This window comes from Rheinheimera oceanensis, assembly GCF_018831085.1.
Lineage (GTDB): Bacteria > Pseudomonadota > Gammaproteobacteria > Enterobacterales > Alteromonadaceae > Alishewanella > Alishewanella oceanensis.
On record NZ_JAGPNM010000017.1, the window covers coordinates 1 to 26,230 of the forward strand.

A 26,230-nucleotide genomic window follows, 5' to 3' on the forward strand; every position below is an offset into this window, starting at 1 on the left:
AACCACCACCGTGAAGCGAGGGCGCCATTTTAGTGATTTAACAGAGGCTGTCAAGCGTCTTTTTAAAAGATTTTTGCAACCCGTTTTAACTCACCCGAAGCACCGCATTAGCGCTACCCCGTGGCATGGCGCGCATTATAGGGCCTTTTGGAATACCTGCAAGCGCTAAAATAATAAAAATACTGTTTTACGGTCTGTTTGCTTACTAAATGGGCTTTTTGCATATTTTAGATACAAATGGAGTGAAAACAAGCTGTTGTTTATGGTTGCGGTTTATTACCTAACCGCTAAGATAAGGCTGCTTTATCTTATTAAAGCATTCCGATAAATAGAACTAAGTGCTTAGGATATTATTATGTTACCCACTTTACGTGCTTCTTTGCCTTATACACTGGCATTAGCAGTGTTGGCTTATCTTGGCTTTGCCTTTCTTCCTGTGCTGGGGTTTGCGCAGGAAATTTTCGTGGTAATTGGTGTATTGTTAGCTGGCATACTGGTGCCGGTGTTAGTGGATGTGAAAGATCGTGCCGGCGTAGTAGCTTCAACTTCGTCTTTATCTGACTACAAAGGTGATACGACTACTTTATATGTAGGTAACCTGCCTTATCGCGCCAACGAAGATGCTGTAAAAGAGTTATTCCAGCGTTTTGGTGTTGTCGTGAATGTGCGTTTAATGAAAGACCGGCAAACTGGTCGTCGTCGTGGTTTTGGTTTCGTTGAGGTTGCGGCTAAAGACGGCGATAAAATGATCCAGAAGTTAAATGACTTTAATTTTCAGGAGCGCACATTAAAAGTGCGCGAAGCTAAAGAGCGTCAGGATGCTGACGACACTGAAGAGTAAACATTAGTAATCAGACAAGGGAAGCATTTGCTTCCCTTTTTTAATGCCAATTAGCACCCTGCTAATATTCGTGGTTGGCTCAAGCGGTTCTGTGTCTTAAAATGGTCGTTTTGGTTAAGCAGAGCGATAGATGAGCGTAGGTCAGGTTTTCCCCGAGCAGTATTCACAGCAACTTGCAGATAAGGTTACCGCTGTACAGCAGCTGCTATCAAATTTTAATGCCCCAGCGGCAGAAATCTTCCGCTCAAAATCCGATCATTACCGTTTACGGGCAGAATTCCGGATTTGGCACAACGGTGATGATATTTATCATGCGATGTTTGACTCGCAAACACGCGACAAAGTGCGTATTGACCATTTTCCGGTAGCTTGCCGCACTATTGCCGATTTTATGCCGGTGCTGCTGGCAAATATTCAATTCAACCATGAACTGCGCTACAAACTGTATCAGGTAGATTATTTGGCTACCCTGTCCGGCGAGTTGCTGGTTTCTCTTATTTACAAACGCCCGCTGACCAACAGCTGGCTGGAGCAAGCGAAGCAACTGACGGATAACCTGGCGGGGCAATATAATGTGAAGTTTATTGGCCGTTCACGTAAGCAAAAGCTGATGGTAAGCAATGATTATGTCACTGAGCAATTTGAACTTGATGGCAGCCTTTTGCAGTATCAACAAATAGAAGGCAGCTTTACCCAGCCCAATGGTGAAGTAAACCGGCAGATGCTGGGTTGGGCGAAAAAGATTGCCCAGCAACTATCGGGAGATTTACTTGAGTTGTATTGCGGCAACGGTAACTTTTCTATTGCCCTGGCGCCCTGCTTTAATAAGGTAGTGGCAACAGAAATTTCCCGTACATCAATTAAGTCGGCACAATACAACATTACTCTAAATAAGGTGGGCAACCTGCAAGTGCTGCAAATGTCCGCTGAGGATGTAGCAACCGCACTCCTGCAGGGCAGCAAGCTGAAACAACTGGATTTAGCAGAGATGCAACTGAATACCGTACTGGTAGATCCGCCACGCGCAGGCCTGGATAGCGGCACCGAGGAACTGGTCAGCCGCTTTAACGATATTATTTACATTTCCTGCAACCCGCAAACTCTGGCGCATAACTTACAAAGTTTGACTAAAACACACGACATAGTGCAACTGGCTGTATTTGATCAGTTCCCCTACACCCACCATATTGAAAGCGGTGTCTGGCTACGTAAACGCCAGAGCTGACCCAAACCCGCTGTAAATTAGCTTTTAGGTTTACGACCTGAGCCAGCGGCACCATGGGTAAGCCAACGTAATTGGGTAATGGTGCGGCTGGTTAAATAGCTATACTGCTCTGGTGGTGCATCCAGTGCATCAGCTCCGGCATGAAAAACCAATATTACCATGGCTTCTGCCTGTGCCCTGGCTAATTCGTCCGGGCAGGTGGTTTCCTTACGTAAATACTCGGCCAGTTCGGCAACGAAATGTTGGATCTCGCGGGCCACTGCGCCCCTGAATGCTGCAGAAGTACCCGAGCGTTCGCGCAACAATAAACGAAACACATTACTGTTGCCGGTAACAAACTCCATAAAAGTTTCAATAGAGGTGCGAATAACGCTACCGTTTTTCTCAATACGTTGCCGCGCCTGGCGCATTAACTGGCGTAGCATTAAACCAGCTTCGTCTACCAGGGTAAGGCCTAATTCATCCATATCCGCAAAGTGACGATAAAATGATGTAGGCGCGATACCCGCTTCACGTGCTACTTCACGTAAGCTTAAGCTGGCGAAGCTTTTGTCAGCGCTCAGTTGAGAAAAAGCGGCATTTATAATAGCGCGGCGGGTGCGCTCTTTCTGCTCGGCTCTGGACACAGATATTCCTTTATTCAGCGAAAAGCACTATTTTATACCTTGACCCGGGGGTTGTGACCAGTAGAATGAGCGAACAGTTGTAAGCCAAAGTGGAATTTATGAAAAAAGCGCCCATTATCTGGACTAACGTTCTGCTGTTTTCCATCACAACCCTGATTGCCGCCGTCGGTGTACCCTGGTATGCCTTAACTATTGGTTTTGGCTGGTTCGAGATTATTGCCACCATTATATGCTTGGGCTATTGCGGTATGTCTATCACTGCAGGTTATCACCGGCTATGGGCGCACAAAACTTATGACGCGCATCCTGCATTGCAATGGCTTTACGCTATTGGCGGCGCTTTTGCCCTGCAAAACAGCGCGCTGCACTGGTCGGCTGACCACCGTGTACATCACCGCCATGTCGATGATAATGATAAAGACCCCTATTCTGCTGGCCGTGGTTTCTGGTATAGCCATATTGGCTGGATGTTGCGTGATTATGAAAATGTCGAAAAACCAGACTACAGCAATGTCCGTGATCTGCAGAAAAACCCGATTGTAATGTGGCAACACCGCAACTACTTGTGGCTGACTATAGCCACTAACTTTGGTATCCCATTATTATTAGGTATTATCAGCGGCAATATTCTGGGCATGTTATTACTGGCCGGTGTGCTGCGTCTGGTATTAAGCCATCATTTTACCTTCTTTATTAACTCACTGGCGCATATCTGGGGTTCACAGCCTTACACAGAAAAAAACTCAGCCCGCGATAACGGTATACTGGCTTTTGTTACCTATGGTGAGGGATACCACAACTTCCATCATATTTTTGAGTATGATTATCGTAATGGTATTAAGTGGTACCAATTTGACCCAACAAAATGGTTTATCAAATCAGCTTCCTGGTTAAAGTTAACAGCTAACCTTAGGGTTGTTCCGGAAGAAAGGATTGAGCAGGCCAGATTGCAAATGCAACTGAAACGGGCACAGGATAATGTGCGTAAGCGACCAAATGCAGAACAATTGCTGCAGTTATTACAGCATGAATATGAACTGTTACTGGCCAGAATGCAGGATTACTACAGTATAAAGAAACAGTTATTGCTGCAACGTAAAGACAAGTTGGTTGCACAGTATCAAGCTGTTGATTTTAAAAATAAATACAATGAATTCAAACAACATTTACAGCAACAGCAGCAGCACTGGCAGCGATTGGTAGATGCTTTTGTTTAACCAAAAAAGAGACTTCGGTCTCTTTTTTTGTATCTAATACCTGATATGCTCAGACTTAAGTCAGTTAAATCAGTGAGATCATCCACGTGAGTGCAAAGAAAGCGACCCCGAAAAAAGCCAGCTTTGATTTTGATGCCATTGTTATAGGAACCGGCCCCGGTGGCGAAGGGGCGGCCATGTATCTGGCAAAAAGCGGGCTTAAAGTAGCGGCGATTGAGCGTTACCATGCTGTCGGCGGTGGTTGCACACATTGGGGTACTATCCCTTCAAAGGCGTTACGCCACTCGGTCAGCCGTTTGATTGAATTTAATGAAAACCCTTTATTTCAACTGGATGAACAACATACCAAACTCACTTTTTCGCAAATTTTAAAACATGCCGCCGGCGTGATCCGCAAACAAGTGCGGCTAAGAACCGGTTTTTATGACCGCAATCTGGTAAAAATATATCAGGGCGAAGCCCGCTTTATTGATAACCATAATCTGAGTATCAGCAGCGATGATGGCAGTTGCTTTGAGCTTAGCGCCAAAACCATTGTAATTGCCAGCGGCTCACGCCCCTACCGGCCAGCGGATGTCGACTTTAACCACAACAGGATCTATGACTCAGACACTATCTTGTCATTACAACACGATCCCAAGCATATTATTATTTACGGCGCCGGGGTTATAGGCTGTGAATATGCTTCTATTTTCCGCGGTTTGGGGGTCCGGGTAGATCTGGTCAATACCCGTGACCGTCTGCTGTCGTTTATGGACACCGAGATTTCCGACTCGCTAAGTTACCATTTCTGGAACTCCGGTATGACTATTCGCCATGGCGAAGAATTTGACCGCATTGAAGGTAAAGATGACGGCGTAGTGCTGCATCTTAAATCCGGCAAAAAAATGAAAGCTGATTGTTTTTTGTTTGCCAATGGCCGCACCGGCAACACTGATATGCTGAACTTAGCTGCAATAGGCCTTGAAGCAGACAGCCGTGGCCTGGTTAAAGTAAATAAACAGTATCAAACCAGTATAGATAATATCTATGCCGTTGGTGATGTGATTGGCTACCCCAGCTTAGCCAGTGCGGCATATGATCAGGGCCGCTTAGCCGGCGAGGCTATTGTTAAAGGGAATCTGGATGGTCATTTGATTGCTGACATTCCGGCAGGCATTTATACCATCCCGGAAATGAGCTCCGTTGGTAAAACTGAGCAGGAACTTACTGCAGCCAAAATTCCATATGAAGTAGGCCGTGCCCAGTTTAAGCATCTGGCCCGGGCACAAATTGCCAACACCAGTGTTGGCAGTTTAAAACTGTTATTTCATCGCGATACCTTAGAGATACTTGGTATTCATTGTTTTGGTGAGCGTGCTGCAGAAATTGTACATATAGGCCAGGCAATTATGATGCAAAAAAACGGTGGTAATACCCTGGAGTATTTTGTGCATACTACTTTTAATTACCCCACGATGGCAGAAGCATACCGGGTGGCCGCACTGAATGGCCTTAACCGGCTTTTTTAGTCGTAACATAATGATATTTAATCATTAAATAATTAAATTATCGTTGCTATATATATTTTTGTTTTGCCTGATAAATCGTTGTAAACTCAATTGCATAATAATTAAACAGATAGTTTACGGGAAAGTTTTATGCTGCAACTTCGGTATAGTTTGGCATTATTGTGGCTGACCATTTCGTTTCAGGTACAGGCTGATTTCCCCACAGCAAAAGCGTTATTTGAGCAACAAGAATACGCGCAGGCCAAACCAAAGCTTGAGGCTCTGGCTGAGCTGGGCCACCTGGAGGCTCAGTATTTGTTATCAAGAATGTATGCTGAGGGTTTAGGTGTAGATGCAGATATAAAACTCGCCTACGCCTGGACCCTGATTGCCCGTGACGCTAAACACCCGTTAGCAGATCAACAATATCAGGAACTACGCACCAAACTCCCTTCACGTTTAGCAGGTAAAGAAGTGTATACCACGCTAAACAACCAATATGGCAAACAGGCACTGTCAGGTAACCTGTATCCAAGCGCCAACCGCTATGTCAACACCAGCAGCAGATTAAAAGCGGTTCACCAACCAGAGCCTAAATATCCGTCTTATTTCGAGCGCGCAGGTGTCGCCGCATGGGCAGTAGTACATTATGACGTGACGGAAGATGGCGCAGTAGAAAATGCTAATGTGGCTGCCAGCTTCCCTATTGACGGTATTAATGAGTACGTACTGGATGCCATTAAAAGCTGGCGATTTGAACCGCCAAAAGATTTATACGGCGCCCCCGTTCGGATGGAATTGCAGTCACATACCTTCAGAATAAAAAGCTCTGCAGGGGCACAAGCCCGCAAATTTCAACGCGACAGCCAGGAGTATACCGATGCCATTCTGGCCGCAGCTAAAGCAGAATCTGCTAAATATCAGTACCTGCACGCAGTGCTGGCAGAAAATAATATTATTACCGATCCCTCCCCTGTTAACTGGTATCTGCGAGCTGCCATTAATGGGTATCAGCCTGCGCAATATCGTCTGGCGCAATGCTTAATTACCGGCAATGGCTGTGACAAAGACCCAAGCAAAGCTTTGAACTGGCTGGCTATTTCTGCTGACAGCGGCGATGCAAAAGCGGCTTATTTACTGGCTCAGGAGCTACTGGACAGTAATAACGTCAATTATAATCCGCATAAAGCTGCCGGTTATCTGGAAAGCGCCGCACGTCAAGACTACATGCCCGCAGTAACCGAATATGCTTCTCTGCTGGCGATGTCAGATGATCCTACGTTGCGGGACCCAGAAAAAGCCATCAAGCTGGCAGAGCAAGGCCGCACTGCAGATGCTGCCAACCCAACTCTGTTGTCTATTCTGGGTGTTGCTTTTATTGAACTGGGCCAGCAAAGTCGTGGCGAATCAATGCTAAAACAAGCAATAGAAGAAGCCAAACGGCGTAACTGGACCATTGAAAACTTTGAAGATTTACTCGCCGATTACCAGACTGTCGCAACAAGCACAAACTAACTGTGTCTTAATGTGTTAAGTTCCCCCCGGCTAATGCCGGGGGCATTCTGCTTATTCAGCCAGCTCAGTATTCATATGATAAGTGCGGCTAAACGCATGCACAGCATCAATAAACACGCTGACACGTTCAGGATCTACGTCAGGTGTTATACCATGGCCCAGATTAAACACGTGGCCGCTTCCCTGACCAAAACCATCCAGTATCATTTGTACTTCCTGACGGATACGCTCTGGTGAACCTAACAAAATTGCCGGGTCCATATTGCCCTGCAACGCAACTTTATCGCCAACACGGGCTTTTGCATCACCGATATTGATTGTCCAGTCCAGCCCCAGCGCGTCGCAGCCGGTATTAGCAATGGCTTCCAGCCACAAGCCGCCATTTTTGGTAAACAACGTTACCGGTACTTTACGGCCGTCGGCTTCACGGGTTAAACCATTGACTATTTGTTGCATATAGCCCAGTGAGAACTCCTGATAATCGCGCGGTGTTAATACTCCGCCCCAGGTATCAAAAATCATCACAGACTGGGCGCCCGCCGCTATTTGCGCATTCAGATATAACACGACACTTTTCGCCAGCTTATCTAGTAATAGATGTAGTGCTTCCGGTTCGGTAAACATCATCTTTTTGATTGTACCAAAGGTTTTGCTACTACCTCCTTCAACCATATAGGTGGCCAAGGTCCAGGGGCTGCCGGAAAAGCCAATTAACGGCACACTGCCATTCAGCTCCCGGCGGATAGTACGCACAGCATCCATAACATAGCGCAATTCCTGCTCCGGATCCGGAACAGGCAAATTGGCAATATCAAGAAAGTCGCGCACTGGCCGTTGAAATTTAGGACCTTCGCCTTCGCCAAAATAAAGCCCCAGGCCCATGGCATCAGGAATGGTCAGAATATCACTGAATAAAATTGCGGCATCCAATGCATAACGGCGTAACGGCTGCAATGTGACTTCACACGCCAGCTCCGGATTTTTACACAACGACATAAAATCACCTGCCTGTGCTCTGGTTGCGCGGTATTCAGGTAAATAACGCCCCGCTTGTCGCATCATCCAAACCGGTGTTCTGTCTACCGGTTGTTTGAGTAAAGCTCTGAGGTACCGATCATTCTTTAATTGCATAGTTTGTCCGCCATTCACAGGATTGGCGCTATTTTAACACTCTGTAGCCGCAGCGACCATGTTTTCGCTGTAAATGCTACGTTCAGGTTTTTTATGCTAGACGCTTGTCATCAACAAATCGATCTGCTATAACATTGCTGCGCTAGTGAAGAATAACAAGCAAGAAGCCTGTTTAAACGGGACCATGCAAACCATTTAGTTAAGCCACTTTATGTGGCTTTTTTATTTGCTGCCATCCATGGCGCAACCCCTGCGGGCCAACGCTTCGCATTGTTAAAAATCTTTCCTGACGATTTTTTATTTGCTGCCATCTATGGCGCAACCCCTTCGGGCCAACGCTTCGCATTGTTAAAAATCTTTCCGGAAGCTTTTTTATTTGCCTGCAATTTGCTGCAACTGCTGAATAATTTGCCCAGATAACGTTTGTACTGGCGGCACCTCTGGCAACGAAGCTAAGTCAAACCAGTGCGCTTCCTCTATTTCCTGTGGCTGACAAACAATATCGCCACCGGCATAGTCAGCAATAAAACCTGTCATTAATGAATGCGGAAACGGCCATGGCTGGCTGCCAACATATCGTAAATTGGTGATCTCAACACCTACCTCCTCTTTTACCTCCCGCACTGCCGCCTGCTCCAACGTTTCTGCCGATTCAACAAAACCTGCCAGAATAGAAAAAAAGCCTTTACGGTGCCGGCTGGAGCGCGCCAGCAGGATTTGTTTGTCTTTGATAATACCCACCAGTACACAAGGTGCTATGCGCGGGTAGCAGCGGTGGCCGCACTTGTTACACAAAGCTGCCAGCTCCCAGCTGACCAGGCTCATGGCACTGCCGCACTGGCCACAAAAGCGGTGGGTTTGTAAAAACAATGCTACCTGCACCGCTCTGGCTGCCAGGTGGAATAATTGTTCGCCTTCGCTTAGCAAGTCTCTTGGCGATACCCAATCATGTTCATCTGCAATATGATCGTGGTTAACCAGCAAATAAGCTTGTTGGCCTGCGAACTCACCGAGCCGGCATATCTGCTCAGGCTCTGCCGACAGCGTTAATGCACTCAGCTTGCCTTGCGGGATCTGACGCGCAGCATTGACCCAGATACGGCCCCGGTTCACGACAAACCAGAACCCGTGCTGATTTGGCGTTAAGCTGATACTGTGTTTGATCATAAGTGGTTCTCTGCTGTACCCTGTAGTTCGCGCTATCATAATGCCGTTCACTGGGCTGACCAATAAAAAAACGGTTGATCTTTCGTGCGAAATTCATTTAATTAGAGTTAACTGCAGCAAAGGCTGCATTGAAGGAGAAGGCAATGTACACCCGTGTGCAGACCGCGCGACAAAAATGGGGTGGTTCGCTTACCGCCATAGACAACTGGCTGGATGAGCGCCAACAACTTATTGTCAGCTATTGTAAGCTGGCTGCATTACCGCCTTTTGACAATAAACGCACCACCTTGCCTACGCAAACCGCAGTGCAGGAGTTTTGCCAACTGCTGGTAGATTATTTATCAGCCGGACATTTCGAAGTGTACGAACGTATAGTGTCGGAATGTGCGGTAAACGGCACTGACAGCCGTAAACTGGCTGACGGCCTGTACCCCAAAATCGCGGTATCTACCGATATGGCACTGAATTTCAATGATCTTTACGCCGATCATTTAAGCACCAAACATAGCGCAGCATTTGACCGTGAGCTGTCTGAGCTGGGCCAGGCACTGGAAGAGCGCTTTGCTTACGAAGATGAGCTTATTAACACCCTGTATGAAAAGCACACTGACAGCAATGTCTCTGCCTGATCAAGCCTGGGTAACAGCCGCTCTGAAGCTGGTTTAAACTTAAATAAAGCAGCGCCTGATGGCGTTGTTTTGCTTGTAACTACCCACTGATTTCCTGCCACGCAGCAGTACCACCAGTAGCACTTCCCCCCACCAAATGCCAAAGCCGTAATACACACAATGCAAACCTTAATGAAACTTTTTTTACAAAATAAACACTCTTAGCTAAGATTTTCTCTGAACTTATCATATAGTGAGTTCTGAACCTGCCTGTTGGCTGGCGAAAAAGCAGTGCCAGCCATGTTGTCAGCAGTAATTTGTGAAAATAACAATAAGGAATACTGCATGCGCTCCTATTCAACGATATACCTGAGTGTGCTTGGTGCTATCACTTTTGCACCAGCCGCGACTCAAGCTCAAGACACCACAACCGATAAAAGTGTTGAACGTATCGAGATAACAGGTAGCCGGATTAAGCAAACTGAGCTTGAAGGCCGCAGCCCTGTACAAATTCTGGATCGCGATGCCATTGACCGTTCAGGCTTATCTTCAATTGGCGATATTATTCAAAATATTACCGCCTCAGGTTCAGCGCTAAACACTAAATTCAACTCCAGTGGCAACTTCGGCTTTCCGCCTGATGGTGGTGGAGTTGGCGCCGGTGCCACTACAGTAGATTTACGACACTTAGGGGCTAAGCGTGTTCTGGTACTGGTTGACGGTATTCGCTGGGTAAATGAAAGCTCTGCCTCCGGGGTAGGCGGCGTGGTAGACTTAAATACCATTCCACTGGCGATTGTTGAACGCATTGAGGTGCTGGAAGACGGAGCCTCATCAATTTATGGTTCAGACGCCATAGCAGGCGTGGTTAATATCATTACCCGCCGCTCGGCTGTCGGCGCAACGGTTAGCACCAGCTTTGGCCAATTTAGCAAAGGCGACGGTGATACCAGCACCTTTGAACTGAGCTTTGGCGGTGAAAGTGACAAACACAGCTATTTTATGGCCGCCAGCTACAACGAACAAAAGTCTGTTGCCGCTGACAGCAGAGCACAGTCAAGCTTGCCAGTACCAGGTACCGGCCTGGCTTTTGGCAGTTCAGCTATTCCAGGCGGCCGTTTTATTATCAATGATCCAAATACCGGCGCCTCATTAGATTTAGTACCAAACGCTGGCATTACCAGCCCGAATTACGATCCCACCCTTGGCGATAGCTGTGATCGTACCGATGACTTTCATTGCTTTACCACAGCAGACCGTTTCAATTACTCCAGTTATAACCTGCTGCAAACACCGAACAAAAGAGTGTCGCTTTACGCCCAGCAACGCTATGAATTTACACCGGATACTAACTGGTACCTACGCGCTTTATACAACCAGCGCAGCAGCGTGAATCAGGCAGCCCCCGAGCCTATGTTTATTGGCACCTTCTCGCCAAGCAACTACTGGATGGATAATCTGACTATTGCTGCCGACAATCCATACAACCCATTTGGTTTTGACCTGATAGCATCAGGCGACAACCCCAACCTGATACTGGCCGGTAAACGCCCAATTGAAGGCGGAGCCAGACGTTTTGAGCAAAATGTAGACACCTTCTATATTGGCTCAGGTATCGAAGGCCAGCTTGAATTAGCCGGTAATCTTTATTACTGGGACGTCAACGCAGCGTATAGCACTAACCGCGCTAAGCAGGATAACTTCGGCAGTTATAATGCAAGACGTATTGCTACCGCACTGGGGCCTTTGGCAAGTTGCCAGGCCGATCCTGCTTGTGTACCGCTAAATATCTTTGGTGTTGGCAGTATCACGGCCGATATGCTCGGCTACATTCAACCTGTTGTCCGCGATACCAGCGAAAACAAACTTAGTTTGTATTCTGCCAACATTACCGGCGACATTATAGAGTTACCCGCCGGAGCACTTAGCTTTGCATCAGGCTGGGAATACCGCAAATACACCGGCGAATACATGCCGGATGCCCTTACGGTAGCAGGCGAATATAACGGTGTGGTGTCTTCGCCTACCTCAGGCTCACTTAATGTTAACGAACTCTTTGTTGAACTAAATGTACCTTTGCTGGCCGATCTGCCGCTGGCAAAACAGTTAGACCTCAGCCTGGCCAGCCGCTACTCTGACTACTCTACTTTTGGTAGCGAAACAACCAGCAAAGTAGGTTTTCGCTGGCTGATGCAGGATGAATTGCTGTTTCGCGGCAGTTGGTCTGAAGGCTTCCGTGCGCCTAATATCGGCGAATTGTTCGGTGCAGCCAGTGGCTATGATGCAGTGTTATCCGATCCCTGCTCTACTCCGACAGCCGCAGTTGCAGCAAACTGTGCAGCGCTTGGCGTACCAGCTAACTATCAGCAACCAAATCCGCAAATCAGTGTGGTTACCGGCGGTAATCGCGAGCTGGCACCAGAAACCTCCACCAGTTACAACCTTGGCATGGTATACAGCCCGGAATACGCCAGCGCAACCTCCTGGTCAGAACGTTTAGACATTGGTATCAGTTGGTATCAACACGAACTTAAAGGTGCCATTCAGGCGCTGGATGCCCAAACCCAGCTTAATTTGTGTGTACAAACCCTGTCTGACACTTTTTGTGATGGTATCGGCCGCAACCAACTGGGGGCGATAGATCAGTTTAATAATACTCTGACCAATATTGGCAGCATAGAAACGTCTGGCCTGGATTTTGATATCGGTTGGTTACTACCGCAAACTGCATTTGGGCAATTCAATGTCAGGCTAAGAGCGACCCTGGTTGAAGACTACACAGTGCTTGATGCCAACGGCCAGCGTCAGCCGAAAACTGTCGGTATTGAAGTTAATGACACGGCTATTCCAGAATGGAGCGGCAACCTGGCCCTTAACTGGAAACATGAAGCCTGGCAAGCCAGTTGGACAATGCGTTACACCAGTGATCTAGAAGAAAGCTGTGGCGATGCAGCCAGTTTTGCGGTTTGCCGAAACAACCCGTCTACCGGCCAGAACCGTCTTGGCAGCACGACATACCATGATGCACAGGTCAGTTGGAGTACAGATGCAATACTGTCTGGTATGCAATTAAGCTTTGGTGTTAATAACCTGTTTGGCAAAGAGCCACCAATTTGCTTGTCATGCTCACTGAATGGTTACGACCCATCAACCTATGATATGCCAGGTAGCCGTTATTGGTACCTGCGCGCATCTTTTAGTATTTAAAGCATCTGATAGAAAAAGCCCCGCATCGGGGCTTTTTCATAACAGAGTATTAATTTTGTGCGTATTGCCGTTCAAGGCGGCTTACTTTTAGTTCCAGCCCCGCCAGCGCGGCCTTTTCTGCGGCAATTCTCTCGTTGTATAGCTGCTCGGTACGGTCAATTTTTTGTTGCAGCACAACCAGCTCTTCTGCTTTAGGGAAACTGCGGCGCAGTTTGTAAAGTTCTGATTTGAGTATTTCAACATCCTGCTGTTTCTGTTGCTCCAGCGAACTTATCTGAAACTCAACAAACCGGCTCTGGCGCTTTAGTGCATCCACTTGCTGCTTGTATTCGCCGCGGGTGCCAAGCATGGCGGTGCCAAGCGGGCGCATATCTATGGCTTCAGCATCACCTGAGCACGGAAACTGGCTAAACTCTACAACACCGTTTTGCTCACATTTGTAGACAGCGGCTTGTGCTGAAAACGCACCTAACAATAATAACCAAGCGTACTTTACCATTTGCCACCCCGTTTATGAGCAATAAATGTACAAAAGCCTTACCAAATAGGCAAGCTAAGCCAGCTATTTATTTAAACTGCGTTAATGCGTTTTCAGATACTACCGTCTGTCGCTGTTTTGCTTTAACCCAGCAAGGCTTTTTTCATAAAATTAGGCCAGGCTGACGCGGCTTTATGCACTTCGGCATTGTAGTAATCGGTATTAAACGGAGCCTGGGCAGCATCAGCTTCCCGAAACCCATTAAAGGCAGTACCTTTGCGCGCCAGAGTGCAGGTCCACCAGCCAGATGGATATACCATTTGCGGAAACAGTAACGTTTGCAAGGCATCAAACCCTGCATCCAGCATGGCGCTACGCATATCTTTGAGTAACGGCATATGGATCAGTGGCGACTCGCTCTGCTGCACTAAGATGCCACCATGGCGCAGTGCTTTACGGCAGCTGTCATAAAATGCCCGGTTAAACAGCCCTTCGCCCGGCCCGATAGGATCAGTTGAGTCAACAATAATAACATCCACAGATTCCGGCGCAGCGTCACGCATGTACTTAATACCGTCATCAAACTTCAGTGTCGCACGTGGGTCATTGTTTGAGGCACACAATTCCGGAAAATACTTTTCGGCCATCCGCGTAACCTGCTCATCAATATCAATTTGCGTTACGCTTTCCACACCGGGGTGCTTGAGTACTTCACGCAAAGTACCGCAATCACCACCACCGATAATTACCACATTTTTCGGGTTGGCATGGGTAAACAACACCGGATGACTAAGCATTTCGTGGTAGAGAAAATTGTCACGGCTGCTGAGCATAATAACGCCGTCAATCACCATCAGGTTGCCAAAATGGGTGGTTTCAAACATCTCAATCTTCTGAAACGGCGACTGAACCTCATCCAGTTTCTTCGTGATAGCCAAACCAAAGGCGCTGCCGCTGGGGGCGAAAATTTCAGTGAACCAATTGTTGTCGCCAGACATAGTATTACCCTCAAAACAAAATAGCCGCATATTTTGCCTGCTTGCGCCGCCAAGGACAAATATTTCGATGTTTTTTGCTGCAGCTTTACCGTATTGGCCTTAAACTATGCACATCTTAATTTTAAAGGAACGACAATGGCCGACTGGGGTACTGAAAAAGCACGCTCTATCTATAACGTAGCGGTATGGAGTGAAGGATATTTTGATGTAAATACTGAGGGTGATCTGGTGGCTTATCCGGATCAGGATCACAGTAAAACAGGCATCAGTTTTCCCGAGCTTACTGCACGTTTTAAAGAGGAAGGCTTAACCTTACCTGTGCTGGTACGTTTTACTGACATTCTGCAACACCGGGTGGATACGCTGATTAAGTCTTTTCAGCGTGCCAAAGCGGAAAAAGAGTATCAGGGCCAGTACACTGCCGTTTACCCGATTAAAGTAAACCAGCAGTTCTCAGTAGTAAAACGTCTGATCAGCCACGACAGCGGTAAAGTGGGCCTGGAAGCAGGCAGTAAACCCGAGTTAATGGCTATCTTAGGTGTTACCGATCAGCCACTGCAAATTGTCTGTAACGGTTACAAAGACAGCGAATTTTTACGTTTAGCCACTATTGGCCAGATGATGGGCCACACCGTTTACGTGGTAGTAGAGAAACTGTCTGAGCTGAAAACCCTGCTGCGTGAAATTGATAATTTAGGCACAGCGCCACGTATTGGTATCCGTATCCGTTTAAATTCTGTGGGCAAAGGCAAGTGGCAAAACACCGGCGGTGAAAAAGGCAAGTTTGGTTTAACCGCAACCCAGGTGCTGCAAGCCATTGATATCCTGCGTGATGCCGGCAAGCTGGATTTGCTGCAACTGGTCCATTTTCATATCGGCTCACAAATTGCCAATATTCGTGATATCCACAACGCCATTCGTGAATGTGCCCGTCACTATGCTGAACTGCGCACTTTAGGTGTACCTGTCAGCACTGTCGATGTCGGTGGTGGCCTGGGTGTTGACTACGAAGGCTCTAAATCACGCTCGGCTTGTTCGATGAACTACACCATGTACGAATATGCCCGTAATGTGGTTAATGGTTTAAAAGAAGTATGTGACGAGTACGACCTGCCCCACCCGAACATTATTACCGAATCAGGCCGTGCTATGACAGCACACCACGCCGTGCTGGTAACCGATGCCATTGATATTGAGCGCGCACCGGGCCTGGTAAATTTACCGGAGCCAAGTGAGGACTCACCAACAGTGATCCTTGGCCTGTGGGAAGCCTACCAAAATGTTACACCACGCACGGCAATTGAGGCTTACCACGATGCAGTGCACTACTTTACCGACGCCCACGCCCAGTATGTCCACGGCCTGCTAACCCTGAAAGACTGGTCACTGCTGGAGCAAATTTACTTTGCTACCATTAATAAAGTAAAAGCCAATCTGGACATGACAGCCCGCTCACACCGCTCTATTCACGACGAGCTGAATGAAAAACTGGCGGATAAGTTATTCGTTAACTTCTCGCTGTTCCAGTCCATGCCCGATGCCTGGGGTATTGACCAGCTATTCCCGGTAATGCCACTGGAACGGATGAACGAGCCACTGGATCATCGCGCCATTATTCAGGATATTACCTGCGACTCAGACGGCCAGCTGAAAAGCTACGCTGATGGTAATGGCATTGAGCCAAGCCTGCCGCTGCCTTTATATAAAGAAGACGAGCAGTACCTGCTGGGTATGTTTATGGTAGGCGCCTATCAGGAAATTTTAGGCGACTTACACAACCTGTTTGGTGACACCGATTCCGTACACGTGGAACTGACCGACGATGGCAGCTATAAACTAACCAATATCATTAAAGGTGATACGGTAGCTGATGTACTGCGTTATGTGCAGTTTGATGCAAATAAGCTGATTGCGTCATACAGCAAACAGCTGGCAAAACTTGATATGGCCGCCAGCAAAAGAGATGAACTGCTGGATGAATTGAAAGCCGGTGTTTATGGTTACACCTATTTTGAAGATTAAGGTAAACTAGCTACTCATCGGACATGTTAACAGCAGGCTCGCCTGCTGTTATTATTTTAAGCAGCCGAAAATTACGGCCAGCCACAAATACCAGGTGTTGTTATGCTACATTTTTTACCCCGCCCGCTAACGGGCACACTTTCAATGTTGCTTTATATTGTCAATACGTTGTTTTGGTGCGTACCCGTTATGCTGCTGGCCATATTAAAATTGCCGCCGGTTACCCGCTGGCAAAGCTGGATGACTTACCTGCTGGATGCCTGTGCCGTGGCCTGGATCAGCGTCAACAATTTCACTACCCGGCTGTTTACCCGTATCCGCTGGCAAGTATCAGGCCTTGAAACGCTATCGCTTAAAGACTGGTATCTGGTGCTGGCCAATCATCAATCCTGGGCAGATATTCTGGTATTGCAAAAAGTATTTAACCGCAATATTCCGTTTATTAAGTTTTTTCTGAAAAAAGAACTGCTGTACGTACCATTTTTAGGCATGTGCTGGTGGGCACTGGATTTTCCCTTTATGAAGCGTTACAGCAAAAGCTTTTTGCAAAAGAATCCGCATTTGCAGGGCAAAGACATAGAAACCACACGCAAGGCGTGCCATAAGTTCCGCTTTAAACCTGCCGCAATTATGAATTTTGTCGAAGGTACCCGCTTCACCCCGGAAAAACACCGCCGGCAGCAATCACCGTACCAAAATCTGCTAAAGCCCAAAGCCGGTGGCGTGGCTTTTGTGCTGGGGGCCATGGGCGACCAACTGCATAAAATTCTCGATATCACTATCCATTATCCTAAAGGAATTCCGAGCTTCTGGGACTATATCTCCGGCAAAGTACGGGATATTACCGTGCAAATCCGGGTACTGCCTGTAACGCCCGAGCTGCTGGGCGACTATAACGACAGCCATTACCGCGAGCGCTTTCAGCAGTGGATCAACCAGTTGTGGCAACATAAAGATCAGCAGCTAACTGCGCTGAAACAGGGAGAGCAGTCATAATGCTAAGTTTTTTACCCGGCTGGTTGTTGTTACCTGTTAGCTTCAGCTTATTTGTGTTAAATCTGGCGTTCTGGGGTATTGTGGTTACGCCGCTTGGCATCATCAAAATGCTGCTGCCGTTTAAAGCTGTGCACCGTGTTACCGCACTGGCGGGTAAAGGCTGCTATCGCGGCTGGACAACAGTTAATACTGCCTTAATTAACCTGTTTAATAACGTCGACTGGCAAATTAGCGGTGCCCAAACGTTGGATAAAACCAGTTGGTATCTGCTTATTTCAAACCATAAAAGCTGGCTCGATATTCCGGTTGTCAGCACAGTGGCCCATAGCCGTATACCCGAGCCGAAGTTTTTCTTAAAAGACGAACTGAAATGGCTGCCATTTTTAGGCACCGGCTGCTGGGCACTGGATATGCCCTTTATGAAGCGCTACAGCACGGCACAGCTGGCAAAACGGCCGGAGTTAAAAGGCAAAGATATCGCTACTACCCGTGCCTCTTGCCAGAAATTTAAAACCGTGCCTACTACCATTATTAATTTTGTGGAAGGCACCCGTTTTACCGAAAGAAAAAAAGCGGCGAAGCGCAGCCCATTTCAGTACCTGCTGCCACCTAAAGCTGGCGGTATTGCTTTTACTCTGGCCAGCATGGGCGAGCAGTTTAACGCCATACTGGATTTTACCCTGCTCTATCCCGATAACCCGCAGCACGTCGCTATGGATATGTTGATGGGTAAATTAAAACGGGTGGTAGTACAGGTAGAAGTTTTGCCGGTAGACCAGCAGGTTATTGGCGACTATTTTAACGACGAGCAGTTTCGCGAACGCTTTCAGTTATGGCTTAACCAGCGCTGGCAGCATAAAGATCAGCTGATACAACAGTATAATCAGGATCAGGTATTAGCCCCTGCGCCCGACCACTTGCCCTGCTAGGCGTAGCTTAACGGGTTGCTGTCAGCAGCAGGTTGCGTGGTGTTATCTGATAATCACAAAATTCACTGATGCGGGTCTTATAACCATGTTGCTGTAAATATAACGCCTTATCCAGCGCCAGCCATAACTCCAGCGGCCGGCGAAACAGGTGCCTTACCAGTTCAATACGCTGAACTGTTGCTGCACGTTGCTGCGCCCGTGCCAGATAAACTGCTTCATCTATCACGGCCGGTAGCTGCAACTGATGCTGCGCCGCTGCCCAGCAGGCAAAAGCTGTAAAACTACCACTAAACCAATGCTTACCAACCGACGCCAGTGGCCGGTAATGGCGCTGTCCGGTAAGATCAGCCCGCAATTCATCATAAGCCAGCCGCCATAATACTTCGGTTGCTCTGAGTTTTTCTACCCGCTCACCCGCCGTAACCTGGCCTTGCACCACCAGTTTTAAATCGTCTTTGCTTAACTGCAAATTGTGCTGTAAAGCAAGCTCTGACATAGGCTGATATTGCGCTTGCGCAATCAAATGATAGCAACAAGGCACCAGCTGTAACTGCTGACAACCAGCCTGTACTGCCTGTTGCAGCATGGTAATGTGTAACTGGCCACAGGCATGCAGCGCCACTATATGCTGTTTTGGCTGCAAAACAGTATCAAGCGGGGCGCTTAATACATCGGCACAAACAAACTGTTGTGGTAGCTGATATTTTTCGGCCAGCGCCGCACCGGCGTTACATAACGCTGCCTGCCATTCAACACTGGTTACCGGCACAGTAAAGCGGTGAGCCAGTACCCTGCCTAAATGCCCTTTACCTGCGCACCATTCCAGTACCGGTAAATTACTATGTGGCCACTGTTGACATAACGCCGTGATTTGCTGCAGTTTACGCCCGCCAATACCGTTTTCCAGCCAGAACGGCAAAGCGGGCAAGGGTTCAGGATCAGCAGCAACAACCACTTCCGGCAAAGCAAATAATGCCGGGAACAATGAGGCAAAATACTGCTGCTGCAACGTACTGCTTTGGTCTATCTGCTTTAACAGGTCGTCATCCATATCTGCTAACAGCTGCTGCAATTCAGCATCCGGCCAGGGTATAGTGTCACAGGCAAATGGCAATAATTGCCAGTACCGCCGGTACTGCTGTAATACCATGCTTAGTTGCTGAAATTGCTGCGTTAATATGTTACTCATAAATATCTGTCTGCCGTTTTGCCAGCCTTGCGCTTGTGCTTTATAGTAAAGCAGTCCGCTTCTATTAAGGCCGCTATGATAAATCAACGCGTTAGCAGAACCATTAATTTTATCAGTTGGCTTGGTAGCATTTTGTTGTTGCTGTTATTCAGCTATCTGGCATGGCGCGGTTACCGGCAAACTCCGACAGCTGACGTATTGCAACGCTGGACTCTGGCCTTTTTGGCCAGTGAATTACTCTTGCTGACTTTGCTGTCAGAAGTTAAACGGCTAATCAGGGGCTTATTGCAGGAAGTAAAACAATCTGAAAATTTGAAACGCCATGCCCAAATTGAAGCTGCCGAACGGTTAAACAAAATTGCCAGCCAGCTACCAGGCATGGTATTTCAGTTTCAGTTAACACCAGATGGCAGTAGCTGCCTGCCTTATTGCAGTGACGGTATCCGGGATATTTATCAGTTAACACCCGAACAGGTAAAGTTTGACGCCAGCCCGGTACTGTCGATGATCCACCCTGATGATGCCCAGCTGGTTTATGACAGCATTACTGCCTCAGCGCAGCAGCTTAGCCTGTGGAAACTGGATTACCGGATACAACGCCCTGATGGTGACGTAATATGGGTTACCAGCCGCTCAGTACCTGAACGCCAGGCAGATGGTAGTGTACTGTGGTACGGTTTTATTAGCGACATTAGCGAAAGAAAGAAAATTGAGCGCCTCAAAGATGAGTTTGTTTCTACCGTAAGCCATGAACTGCGTACACCACTCACCGCAATTAGTGGCGCTATCGGCTTATTGCATGGCGAAGTATTTGGCCCACTACCTCAGCAAGCCGCACAAATGACCCAGTTGGCGCAGGCAAACGTGAAAAAACTACAGCTGCTGATTAATGACCTGCTGGATATGGATAAACTGCTCGCCGGCAAAATGCTGTTTGATATTCAGCCGCAACCATTACTACCTATCATTGAGGCTTCATTACACGATAACCAAAGCTATGCCCAGCAGTATCAGGTGCGCTATCAGCTACAGGCGATATCAGCAGACATGTGGGTGAATGTTGATAGCATGCGCCTGCAGCAGGTTATGGCCAACCTGCTATCAAATGCGGCTAAGTTTTCACCACCTCAGGCGGTGGTTAATATTATCGTACAGCAACAAGGCGACAAGGCATTGATCCAGGTAATTGACAATGGCTGTGGCATCAGCGAACAATTTAAACCCTATATATTCAGCAAATTTTCTCAGGCTGACAGCTCTGACATTAAAAGCAAAGGGGGTACAGGGCTCGGGCTGGCTATCAGCAAACAACTGATGAGCCGCATGCAGGGCGAAATCAGCTTTCAATCAGAGCAAGGTAAAGGCAGTGAATTTTATTTGTTACTGCCACTGGCTGGCACGGCAGAACTTCCGGAGACAGATGAATGACAGAATTACAGCGTATTATGCACGTAGAAGATGACCCGTCTATTCAGCAGGTAGCCAAAATTGCACTGGAGGCAGTAGGTGGCTTTAGCGTGCATACCTGTGGCAGCGGCATGCAGGCATTAACCGATTACCCTACAGTAGCACCACAACTGATTTTGCTGGATGTAATGATGCCCGGCATGGATGGCCCCACCACCTTGCAACAACTGCAAAGCCGGTACGATTTAAGCAAAGTACCGGTGATATTTATGACTGCCAAGGTGCAAAGCAATGAAATTGCGTCTTACAAAGCACTGGGCGCCGCTGATGTAGTAGCAAAGCCGTTTGACCCTATGGCTCTGTCAGGCCAAATCAGGCAGATCTGGCTCGACTTTCATCTGTAGCAAAGCCTTTTCCGGTATCAGTAAAGCAGGCTGTATAATTTACGCCGGTACTGCGTTGCCACACTGTCGCCCATGGGCAACGCAGCCAGAATATCCAGATACAACTTTTTGCTGCTGCCGTAGTTTAAATCCTGTTGCAGAATACTTAGTAACAGCGCCAATGCCTCTTCACTACGCTGCACGGCCTGATACTGCACGGCCAGCTTTTCTTTCAGTTCGTTTTTATTTGGTGCAGCGTCAGGCTGTGCTGCCAGTGCGGTTTCCAGCGCTTTAATTTCAGGGGTATCGGCTGCTTCTTTAGCCAGTTCCAACTTGGCAACCACCGATTTATACAGGGCATCCTGCTCGGCCAGTTTAACCTCGCTTAACAGTGTTTCTGCCTGCGGCAACTGGCCCAGGCTAACAGCGGCATCAGCCAACCACAGTTTAATTTCTGTGCGCTCAGGAGCCAGGGATAACGCTTCTTTTAACAGCGGGTAGGCAGCAGCGTAGTCTTGTGTAGCCAGAAGTTTTTCGGCCTGCGCCAGCAAATCATCTTCCGGCTTTGGTAAGTAAGCGGCCAGTTTATCACGGATGGCCTGCTCGGTTTCAACCCCGGCAAAGCCATCAACCGGCCGGCCTTGTTTAATCATCATCACGGTTGGCAGCGATTGCACGCCAAACTGCATAGCCAGATCTTGCTCTTTGTCGCAATCTACCCTGGCCAGCAGCAACTGCTGCGGATATTGCTGCACTATGCGCTCCAGCACCGGAGTTAGCTGTTTGCAACCCTCGCTGCGGGCCGACCAGAATTGGAACAGCACCAACTTCTGCATAGAGGCATCCAGTACCTCACGGGCGTTATTAAGAGAAACATCAACGATAGGCTGGTGCATAACACGAAAATCCTTGCTGGCAGATCAAATTCAACTGAGTCTTACTATGTGGGCACAGCCGTGGCTTTGCAAGCCTTGTAAGTGCTGACAGTAGCCGCTGAAACAACGGAAAAAGTATCGACATCCGGCCGTCTATCACGTAAATTAATACAGCGCACAAAAATGACTGCTCAGCAGCAAATAACCATAGCGCCATAGTTTGAGTTTAACAGCTTATCCTGTTTAACCAGTCCACGTAGCACACAGCATTAAAGCGGCCTTTGGCTGCTTTAGAAAAATTCACCCGCGCCTTTGCCTGCAAAGCCGTGGCGTGTTGTATTTGCCACAGCAAACTATGAGATAGCATAATGACCAGCCAGACCCAGCCAGACGATAAGTCAGCCGACTCCACCAGAGCAACAGAAATGTTATCCGGTGCCGCCATGGTAATACGTGCCCTAGCCGATGAGGGTGTCGAATACCTGTACGGTTATCCGGGTGGCGCTGTATTACATATTTACGATGCGTTGTTTCAGCAAAATAAAGTTAAGCATGTCTTAGTACGGCATGAGCAAGCGGCTACCCATATGGCCGATGCTTACGCCCGTGCCAGTGGCAAAGCCGGTGTCGTGCTGGTAACGTCAGGCCCCGGCGCCACTAATGCAGTAACAGGTATTGCTACTGCCTATATGGATTCTATTCCGATGGTAGTGCTAACCGGCCAGGTCATGAGCCACCTGATTGGCGGTGATGCGTTTCAGGAAACCGACATGCTGGGCATATCGCGGCCAATTTGTAAGCACAATATGTCGGTGCGCCGCCCGGAGGATATTCCCTATTTAATTAAAAAGGCCTTTCATATCGCACAAACCGGCCGGCCTGGCCCGGTAGTGCTGGATATCCCGAAAGATATGACGATGCCAAACCAGCAGTTTCCGTATCGTTATCCGGCAGAAATTAACCTGCGCTCATACCAACCCAAACAGCAGGGCCACAGCGGCCAGATTAAAAAAGCCGTTACAGCATTACTGGCGGCGAAAAAGCCGGTTTTATATGCCGGCGGCGGTGTCATTATGGGCGGGGCATCACAGGAGCTGACCGAACTGGCACAATTGCTGAACCTGCCGGTAACCAACACTCTGATGGGGTTAGGTGCCTACCCGGCCGATGACAAACAGTTTATTGGCATGCTTGGCATGCACGGCAGCTATGAAGCCAACCAGACCATGCACCACGCCGACGTTATTCTGGCGGTGGGCGCCCGTTTTGACGATCGCGTAACCAATAACACCAAGAAGTTCTGTCCCGACGCTACCATTATTCATATTGATATCGACCCGGCCAGCATCAGTAAAACGGTAAATGCGCATATTCCGATTGTCGGCTTAGTGCAGCCGGTGCTAAGTAATATGCTGGCCCTGCTGAAACAGAAAAAGAAAAAGTTAGACAGCGCCGCACTGGAAGCCTGGTGGCAGCAAATAGCTCAGTGGCGCAGCGTACATGGCGGCCGCTACGACACCAGCGCACCGCTGTTAAAACCACAATATGTGATTGAGCAGGTTAGTAAAATCACTAAAGGCGAAGCCTACGTTTGCAGTGACGTAGGCCAGCACCAGATGTTTGCCGCACAGTATTACAAGTTTAATAAGCCCAACCGCTGGATTAACTCCGGCGGCCTTGGCACCATGGGTTTTGGCCTGCCTGCCGCGATGGGGGTAAAGCTGAATTACCCCGATGCCGATGTGGTCTGTGTTACCGGTGAGGGCTCTATTCAGATGAATATTCAGGAACTGTCTACCTGTAAGCAATATGGCTTAGGCGTAAAAATTATTAACCTGAATAACGGCTATTTGGGCATGGTTAAACAGTGGCAGGATATGAACTATGAATCGCGCTATGCCAGTTCATACATGGATTCACTACCCGACTTTGTCAAACTGGCAGAAGCTTATGGCCATGTTGGTATCCGGGTTACCACACCGGAAGAACTGCAACCGGCACTGGAGCGCGCCTTTGCCTTAAAAGATCAGCTGGTGTTTTTAGATATTCATATCGACCCGAAAGAACACGTTTACCCGATGCAGGTACCGGGTGGTGCTATGAACGATATGTTTTTAAGCAAAACAGAGAGGACTTAACATGCGGCATATTATTTCTGTTCTGCTGGAAAACGAATCCGGCGCCTTGGCCCGTTTAGTGGGCCTGTTTGCCCAGCGTGGCTACAATATTGACTCGCTAAATGTGGCCGCGACAGAAGACCCTACCCTGTCACGCTTAACGCTGGTAACTCATGGCAATGATCAGGTTATTGAACAAATCAGTAAGCAACTGCACAAGCTGATTGAAGTGGTAAAGGTGTCAGATATCAGCGAAGCGGCGCATATTGAGCGTGAGTTAATGCTGGTAAAAGTTAAAGCCGGTGGCAACCAGCGTGAAGAGGTCAAGCGCTGCGCCGATATTTTCCGTGGCCAGATTATCGACGTTACCCCCGCCACTTACACTATTCAACTGGTCGGTACCAGCGACAAACTGGATGCCTTTATTCAGGCGCTGGGCAGTACACCAATAATGGAAGTAGTGCGCAGCGGCGCTTCGGGCATTGCCCGTGGTGAAAAAACCCTGGCGCTATAGTTTTTTACAGGCATTATACATGCACCAACGGCAACGTCAGGTTGCCGTTGCTTTTGGCTGATGCCTGCCATATACCCACTGAAATAACGGCGATGCCATCAGTGTGGTGATAATCGCCATAACCACCATAATTGAAAACAACGCTGGCTGGATAACACCATAGCTAAGCGCAATATTAATAATAATAAGCTCCATCAGGCCGCGCGCGTTCATTAATGCACCTATCGCCATCGCAGTACGGTTATCTGCCCCATTTAGCCGGGCTGCAGCCCAACAGGCCACGCCTTTGGCAAATACAGAAACCGCCAGCACCACCAGCGCTACCGACAACACCTGCCATGAGCCCAGTACATCCAGTTGCGTATTCAGGCCGGAATAGGTAAAAAACATTGGTAACAACAGCAAAATAGTAAACTTTTCCAGCCGCTTACGCAGTTGTTCTACTATTACGCCACGTGGCATAGCAATACCCAGTAAAAAACCGCCGAATACCGCATGCAGGCCTACCCAGTCCATACTGTAAGCAGACACAGCAAATAACAGCATAATGCCCATAAACTGCATAAGGTTCATATGGTTATTGCGGGCAATATTATCCGCCAGCGGCTGCAGCCAGCGCCGTACCCGGGTAAGCATGATAAACGCGTATAAACCACCACCCAGCAAGGCTTTAAACAGTAACTCTGTACCACCGCCAAAGCTGGCAAGCACAAAAGCCAGTACCAGCCAGGCAGCGGCATCGTCAATGGCCCCGGCTGCCAGCGCCATAGTGCCCAGCGGTGTACCGGCTAAGCCACGCTCATAAATAATGCGCGCCAGCATAGGAAAGGCCGTAATAGCAATGGCCGCCCCCATAAATAAGGCGGCGTTAAAATAAGAAATATCAGCCGCAAACAGCCCCGGTGTATCGGTAAGCCATAAACATAGCAAGGCTGCGCAGACAAAAGGCACCAGCATACCGGCTAACGATACGCTGACAGCGCTTTTGGCATGGTGCTTAAACAGCCGGGTGTTAAATTCCAGCCCGACCAGAAACATATACAAGCCAACGCCAAGCTGGGCGCCAAAGTACAGCCAGCTGCGGGTATCGGCGGTAAAAATACTTTGCTGCAACTGTGGCGCCAGCCAGCCGAATAACGACGGCCCCAGCAGCACACCGGCTATCATTTCGCCCACAACTTTGGGCTGGCCAATAAAACGCGCCAGCCGCCCCATTAGCTGCGCAGCCAGTAAAATCAGCACTAGCTGGAACAAAAACAATAACACTGTACTAAACCCCATCGGCCAGCATCCTC

The 26,230-nt window shown here is 48.2% G+C and carries 22 protein-coding genes; 14 read left to right on the forward strand and 8 right to left on the reverse strand.

Features of this window, described 5'->3' with window-relative positions; translation table 11 throughout:
• The first annotated feature begins 355 nt into the window (after window positions 1-355).
• Together J3B89_RS20175 and trmA are read left to right on the forward strand one after the other, a co-directional pair.
• Window positions 356-841 carry an RNA recognition motif domain-containing protein gene (locus J3B89_RS20175; protein ID WP_215399439.1) on the forward strand — a complete coding sequence of 162 codons (486 nt, stop codon included), beginning with the start codon at window positions 356-358 and terminating at the stop codon, window positions 839-841.
• A gap of 130 nt (window positions 842-971) precedes the next feature.
• The gene (gene trmA, locus J3B89_RS20180; protein WP_215399440.1) at window positions 972-2,066 is read left to right on the forward strand and encodes a tRNA (uridine(54)-C5)-methyltransferase TrmA; all 1,095 of its coding nucleotides are present in this window, start codon (window positions 972-974) and stop codon (window positions 2,064-2,066) included.
• A 17-nt stretch (window positions 2,067-2,083) separates the two neighbouring features.
• Here the strand turns inward: trmA and fabR are convergent, their stop codons facing one another.
• On the reverse strand, window positions 2,084-2,692 hold the full coding sequence (fabR, locus tag J3B89_RS20185; RefSeq protein ID WP_215399441.1) for an HTH-type transcriptional repressor FabR: 609 nt from the start codon (window positions 2,690-2,692) through the stop codon (window positions 2,084-2,086).
• 98 nt (window positions 2,693-2,790) lie between these two features.
• On the opposite strand from fabR, the gene J3B89_RS20190 reads away from it, so the two are divergent.
• From J3B89_RS20190 to J3B89_RS20200, 3 genes are all read left to right on the forward strand, one after another.
• The gene (locus J3B89_RS20190; protein WP_215399442.1) at window positions 2,791-3,909 is read left to right on the forward strand and encodes an acyl-CoA desaturase; all 1,119 of its coding nucleotides are present in this window, start codon (window positions 2,791-2,793) and stop codon (window positions 3,907-3,909) included.
• Between the two features lie 86 nt (window positions 3,910-3,995).
• Window positions 3,996-5,420, forward strand: coding sequence for a Si-specific NAD(P)(+) transhydrogenase (gene sthA / locus J3B89_RS20195; RefSeq protein ID WP_215399443.1), 1,425 nt, complete (start codon window positions 3,996-3,998; stop codon window positions 5,418-5,420).
• A gap of 129 nt (window positions 5,421-5,549) precedes the next feature.
• Window positions 5,550-6,914, forward strand: a complete 1,365-nt coding sequence (locus J3B89_RS20200) for a TonB family protein (RefSeq protein WP_215399444.1) — start codon at window positions 5,550-5,552, stop codon at window positions 6,912-6,914.
• 51 nt (window positions 6,915-6,965) lie between these two features.
• On the opposite strand, the gene hemE is transcribed toward J3B89_RS20200, so the two are convergent.
• Window positions 6,966-8,045, reverse strand: a complete 1,080-nt coding sequence (hemE, locus tag J3B89_RS20205; protein ID WP_215399445.1) for a uroporphyrinogen decarboxylase — start codon at window positions 8,043-8,045, stop codon at window positions 6,966-6,968.
• A gap of 372 nt (window positions 8,046-8,417) precedes the next feature.
• Window positions 8,418-9,212: an NAD(+) diphosphatase gene (nudC, locus tag J3B89_RS20210; protein WP_215399446.1), complete on the reverse strand. Its 795-nt coding sequence runs from the start codon at window positions 9,210-9,212 to the stop codon at window positions 8,418-8,420.
• Between the two features lie 143 nt (window positions 9,213-9,355).
• On the opposite strand from nudC, the gene rsd reads away from it, so the two are divergent.
• Both rsd and J3B89_RS21445 read left to right on the forward strand, forming a co-directional pair.
• On the forward strand, window positions 9,356-9,841 hold the full coding sequence (rsd, locus tag J3B89_RS20215) for a sigma D regulator (RefSeq protein ID WP_215399447.1): 486 nt from the start codon (window positions 9,356-9,358) through the stop codon (window positions 9,839-9,841).
• Window positions 9,842-10,165: 324 nt separating this feature from the next.
• Window positions 10,166-13,027, forward strand: a complete 2,862-nt coding sequence (locus tag J3B89_RS21445) for a TonB-dependent receptor plug domain-containing protein (RefSeq protein ID WP_215399448.1) — start codon at window positions 10,166-10,168, stop codon at window positions 13,025-13,027.
• Between the two features lie 49 nt (window positions 13,028-13,076).
• On the opposite strand, the gene J3B89_RS20225 is transcribed toward J3B89_RS21445, so the two are convergent.
• Both J3B89_RS20225 and speE read right to left on the reverse strand, forming a co-directional pair.
• Window positions 13,077-13,526 carry a DUF4124 domain-containing protein gene (locus J3B89_RS20225; protein ID WP_215399449.1) on the reverse strand — a complete coding sequence of 150 codons (450 nt, stop codon included), beginning with the start codon at window positions 13,524-13,526 and terminating at the stop codon, window positions 13,077-13,079.
• Between the two features lie 122 nt (window positions 13,527-13,648).
• Window positions 13,649-14,503, reverse strand: coding sequence for a polyamine aminopropyltransferase (gene speE, locus J3B89_RS20230; RefSeq protein WP_215399474.1), 855 nt, complete (start codon window positions 14,501-14,503; stop codon window positions 13,649-13,651).
• A 135-nt stretch (window positions 14,504-14,638) separates the two neighbouring features.
• Here speE and speA point away from each other — a divergent pair, with 135 nt between their 5' ends.
• The 3 genes from speA to yihG (J3B89_RS20245) all read left to right on the forward strand — a co-directional run bounded on the left by speA (window position 14,639) and on the right by yihG (J3B89_RS20245) (window position 18,450).
• Complete coding sequence (speA, locus tag J3B89_RS20235; RefSeq protein WP_215399450.1) at window positions 14,639-16,525, forward strand: biosynthetic arginine decarboxylase; 1,887 nt, start codon at window positions 14,639-14,641, stop codon at window positions 16,523-16,525.
• A gap of 102 nt (window positions 16,526-16,627) precedes the next feature.
• Window positions 16,628-17,521 (forward strand): 1-acylglycerol-3-phosphate O-acyltransferase, YihG family, encoded by an 894-nt coding sequence (yihG, locus tag J3B89_RS20240; protein WP_215399451.1) that lies wholly within the window; start codon window positions 16,628-16,630, stop codon window positions 17,519-17,521.
• Window positions 17,521-18,450, forward strand: coding sequence for a 1-acylglycerol-3-phosphate O-acyltransferase, YihG family (gene yihG / locus J3B89_RS20245; RefSeq protein ID WP_215399452.1), 930 nt, complete (start codon window positions 17,521-17,523; stop codon window positions 18,448-18,450). The genes yihG (J3B89_RS20240) and yihG (J3B89_RS20245) overlap by 1 nt, the downstream gene beginning before the upstream one ends.
• Before the next feature lie 7 nt (window positions 18,451-18,457).
• On the opposite strand, the gene J3B89_RS20250 is transcribed toward yihG (J3B89_RS20245), so the two are convergent.
• Entirely contained in the window at window positions 18,458-19,639 is a 1,182-nt protein-coding gene (locus J3B89_RS20250) for a methyltransferase (RefSeq protein WP_215399453.1), read from the reverse strand.
• Window positions 19,640-19,714: 75 nt separating this feature from the next.
• On the opposite strand from J3B89_RS20250, the gene J3B89_RS20255 reads away from it, so the two are divergent.
• The gene (locus J3B89_RS20255; RefSeq protein WP_215399454.1) at window positions 19,715-21,067 is read left to right on the forward strand and encodes a sensor histidine kinase; all 1,353 of its coding nucleotides are present in this window, start codon (window positions 19,715-19,717) and stop codon (window positions 21,065-21,067) included.
• A complete protein-coding gene (locus J3B89_RS20260; RefSeq protein ID WP_215399455.1) occupies window positions 21,064-21,450 on the forward strand; it encodes a response regulator in 387 nt (128 codons plus the stop codon). The genes J3B89_RS20255 and J3B89_RS20260 overlap by 4 nt, the downstream gene beginning before the upstream one ends.
• Before the next feature lie 17 nt (window positions 21,451-21,467).
• Here J3B89_RS20260 and J3B89_RS20265 read toward each other — a convergent pair whose 3' ends face one another.
• Window positions 21,468-22,325: a tetratricopeptide repeat protein gene (locus J3B89_RS20265; protein WP_215399456.1), complete on the reverse strand. Its 858-nt coding sequence runs from the start codon at window positions 22,323-22,325 to the stop codon at window positions 21,468-21,470.
• A gap of 347 nt (window positions 22,326-22,672) precedes the next feature.
• On the opposite strand from J3B89_RS20265, the gene J3B89_RS20270 reads away from it, so the two are divergent.
• Both J3B89_RS20270 and ilvN read left to right on the forward strand, forming a co-directional pair.
• Window positions 22,673-24,442, forward strand: a complete 1,770-nt coding sequence (locus J3B89_RS20270) for an acetolactate synthase 3 large subunit (protein ID WP_215399457.1) — start codon at window positions 22,673-22,675, stop codon at window positions 24,440-24,442.
• Window position 24,443: 1 nt separating this feature from the next.
• The gene (gene ilvN / locus J3B89_RS20275; RefSeq protein WP_215399458.1) at window positions 24,444-24,935 is read left to right on the forward strand and encodes an acetolactate synthase small subunit; all 492 of its coding nucleotides are present in this window, start codon (window positions 24,444-24,446) and stop codon (window positions 24,933-24,935) included.
• A gap of 36 nt (window positions 24,936-24,971) precedes the next feature.
• Here the strand turns inward: ilvN and J3B89_RS20280 are convergent, their stop codons facing one another.
• Window positions 24,972-26,216 (reverse strand): cation:proton antiporter, encoded by a 1,245-nt coding sequence (locus tag J3B89_RS20280; protein ID WP_215399459.1) that lies wholly within the window; start codon window positions 26,214-26,216, stop codon window positions 24,972-24,974.
• Window positions 26,217-26,230: the final 14 nt, after the last annotated feature.

Bases quoted from the DNA above. Each gene is read 5' to 3' on its own strand.
- J3B89_RS20175 (WP_215399439.1), top strand. From the start codon at position 356: ATGTTACCCACTTTACGTGCTTCTTTGCCTTATACACTGGCATTAGCA.
- trmA (WP_215399440.1), top strand. From the start codon at position 972: ATGAGCGTAGGTCAGGTTTTCCCCGAGCAGTATTCACAGCAACTTGCA.
- J3B89_RS20190 (WP_215399442.1), top strand. From the start codon at position 2,791: ATGAAAAAAGCGCCCATTATCTGGACTAACGTTCTGCTGTTTTCCATC.
- J3B89_RS20200 (WP_215399444.1), top strand. From the start codon at position 5,550: ATGCTGCAACTTCGGTATAGTTTGGCATTATTGTGGCTGACCATTTCG.
- hemE (WP_215399445.1), bottom strand. From the start codon at position 8,045: ATGCAATTAAAGAATGATCGGTACCTCAGAGCTTTACTCAAACAACCG.
- nudC (WP_215399446.1), bottom strand. From the start codon at position 9,212: ATGATCAAACACAGTATCAGCTTAACGCCAAATCAGCACGGGTTCTGG.
- rsd (WP_215399447.1), top strand. From the start codon at position 9,356: ATGTACACCCGTGTGCAGACCGCGCGACAAAAATGGGGTGGTTCGCTT.
- J3B89_RS21445 (WP_215399448.1), top strand. From the start codon at position 10,166: ATGCGCTCCTATTCAACGATATACCTGAGTGTGCTTGGTGCTATCACT.
- J3B89_RS20225 (WP_215399449.1), bottom strand. From the start codon at position 13,526: ATGGTAAAGTACGCTTGGTTATTATTGTTAGGTGCGTTTTCAGCACAA.
- speE (WP_215399474.1), bottom strand. From the start codon at position 14,503: ATGTCTGGCGACAACAATTGGTTCACTGAAATTTTCGCCCCCAGCGGC.
- speA (WP_215399450.1), top strand. From the start codon at position 14,639: ATGGCCGACTGGGGTACTGAAAAAGCACGCTCTATCTATAACGTAGCG.
- yihG (WP_215399451.1), top strand. From the start codon at position 16,628: ATGCTACATTTTTTACCCCGCCCGCTAACGGGCACACTTTCAATGTTG.
- yihG (WP_215399452.1), top strand. From the start codon at position 17,521: ATGCTAAGTTTTTTACCCGGCTGGTTGTTGTTACCTGTTAGCTTCAGC.
- J3B89_RS20250 (WP_215399453.1), bottom strand. From the start codon at position 19,639: ATGAGTAACATATTAACGCAGCAATTTCAGCAACTAAGCATGGTATTA.
- J3B89_RS20255 (WP_215399454.1), top strand. From the start codon at position 19,715: ATGATAAATCAACGCGTTAGCAGAACCATTAATTTTATCAGTTGGCTT.
- J3B89_RS20260 (WP_215399455.1), top strand. From the start codon at position 21,064: ATGACAGAATTACAGCGTATTATGCACGTAGAAGATGACCCGTCTATT.
- J3B89_RS20265 (WP_215399456.1), bottom strand. From the start codon at position 22,325: ATGCACCAGCCTATCGTTGATGTTTCTCTTAATAACGCCCGTGAGGTA.
- J3B89_RS20270 (WP_215399457.1), top strand. From the start codon at position 22,673: ATGACCAGCCAGACCCAGCCAGACGATAAGTCAGCCGACTCCACCAGA.
- ilvN (WP_215399458.1), top strand. From the start codon at position 24,444: ATGCGGCATATTATTTCTGTTCTGCTGGAAAACGAATCCGGCGCCTTG.
- J3B89_RS20280 (WP_215399459.1), bottom strand. From the start codon at position 26,216: ATGGGGTTTAGTACAGTGTTATTGTTTTTGTTCCAGCTAGTGCTGATT.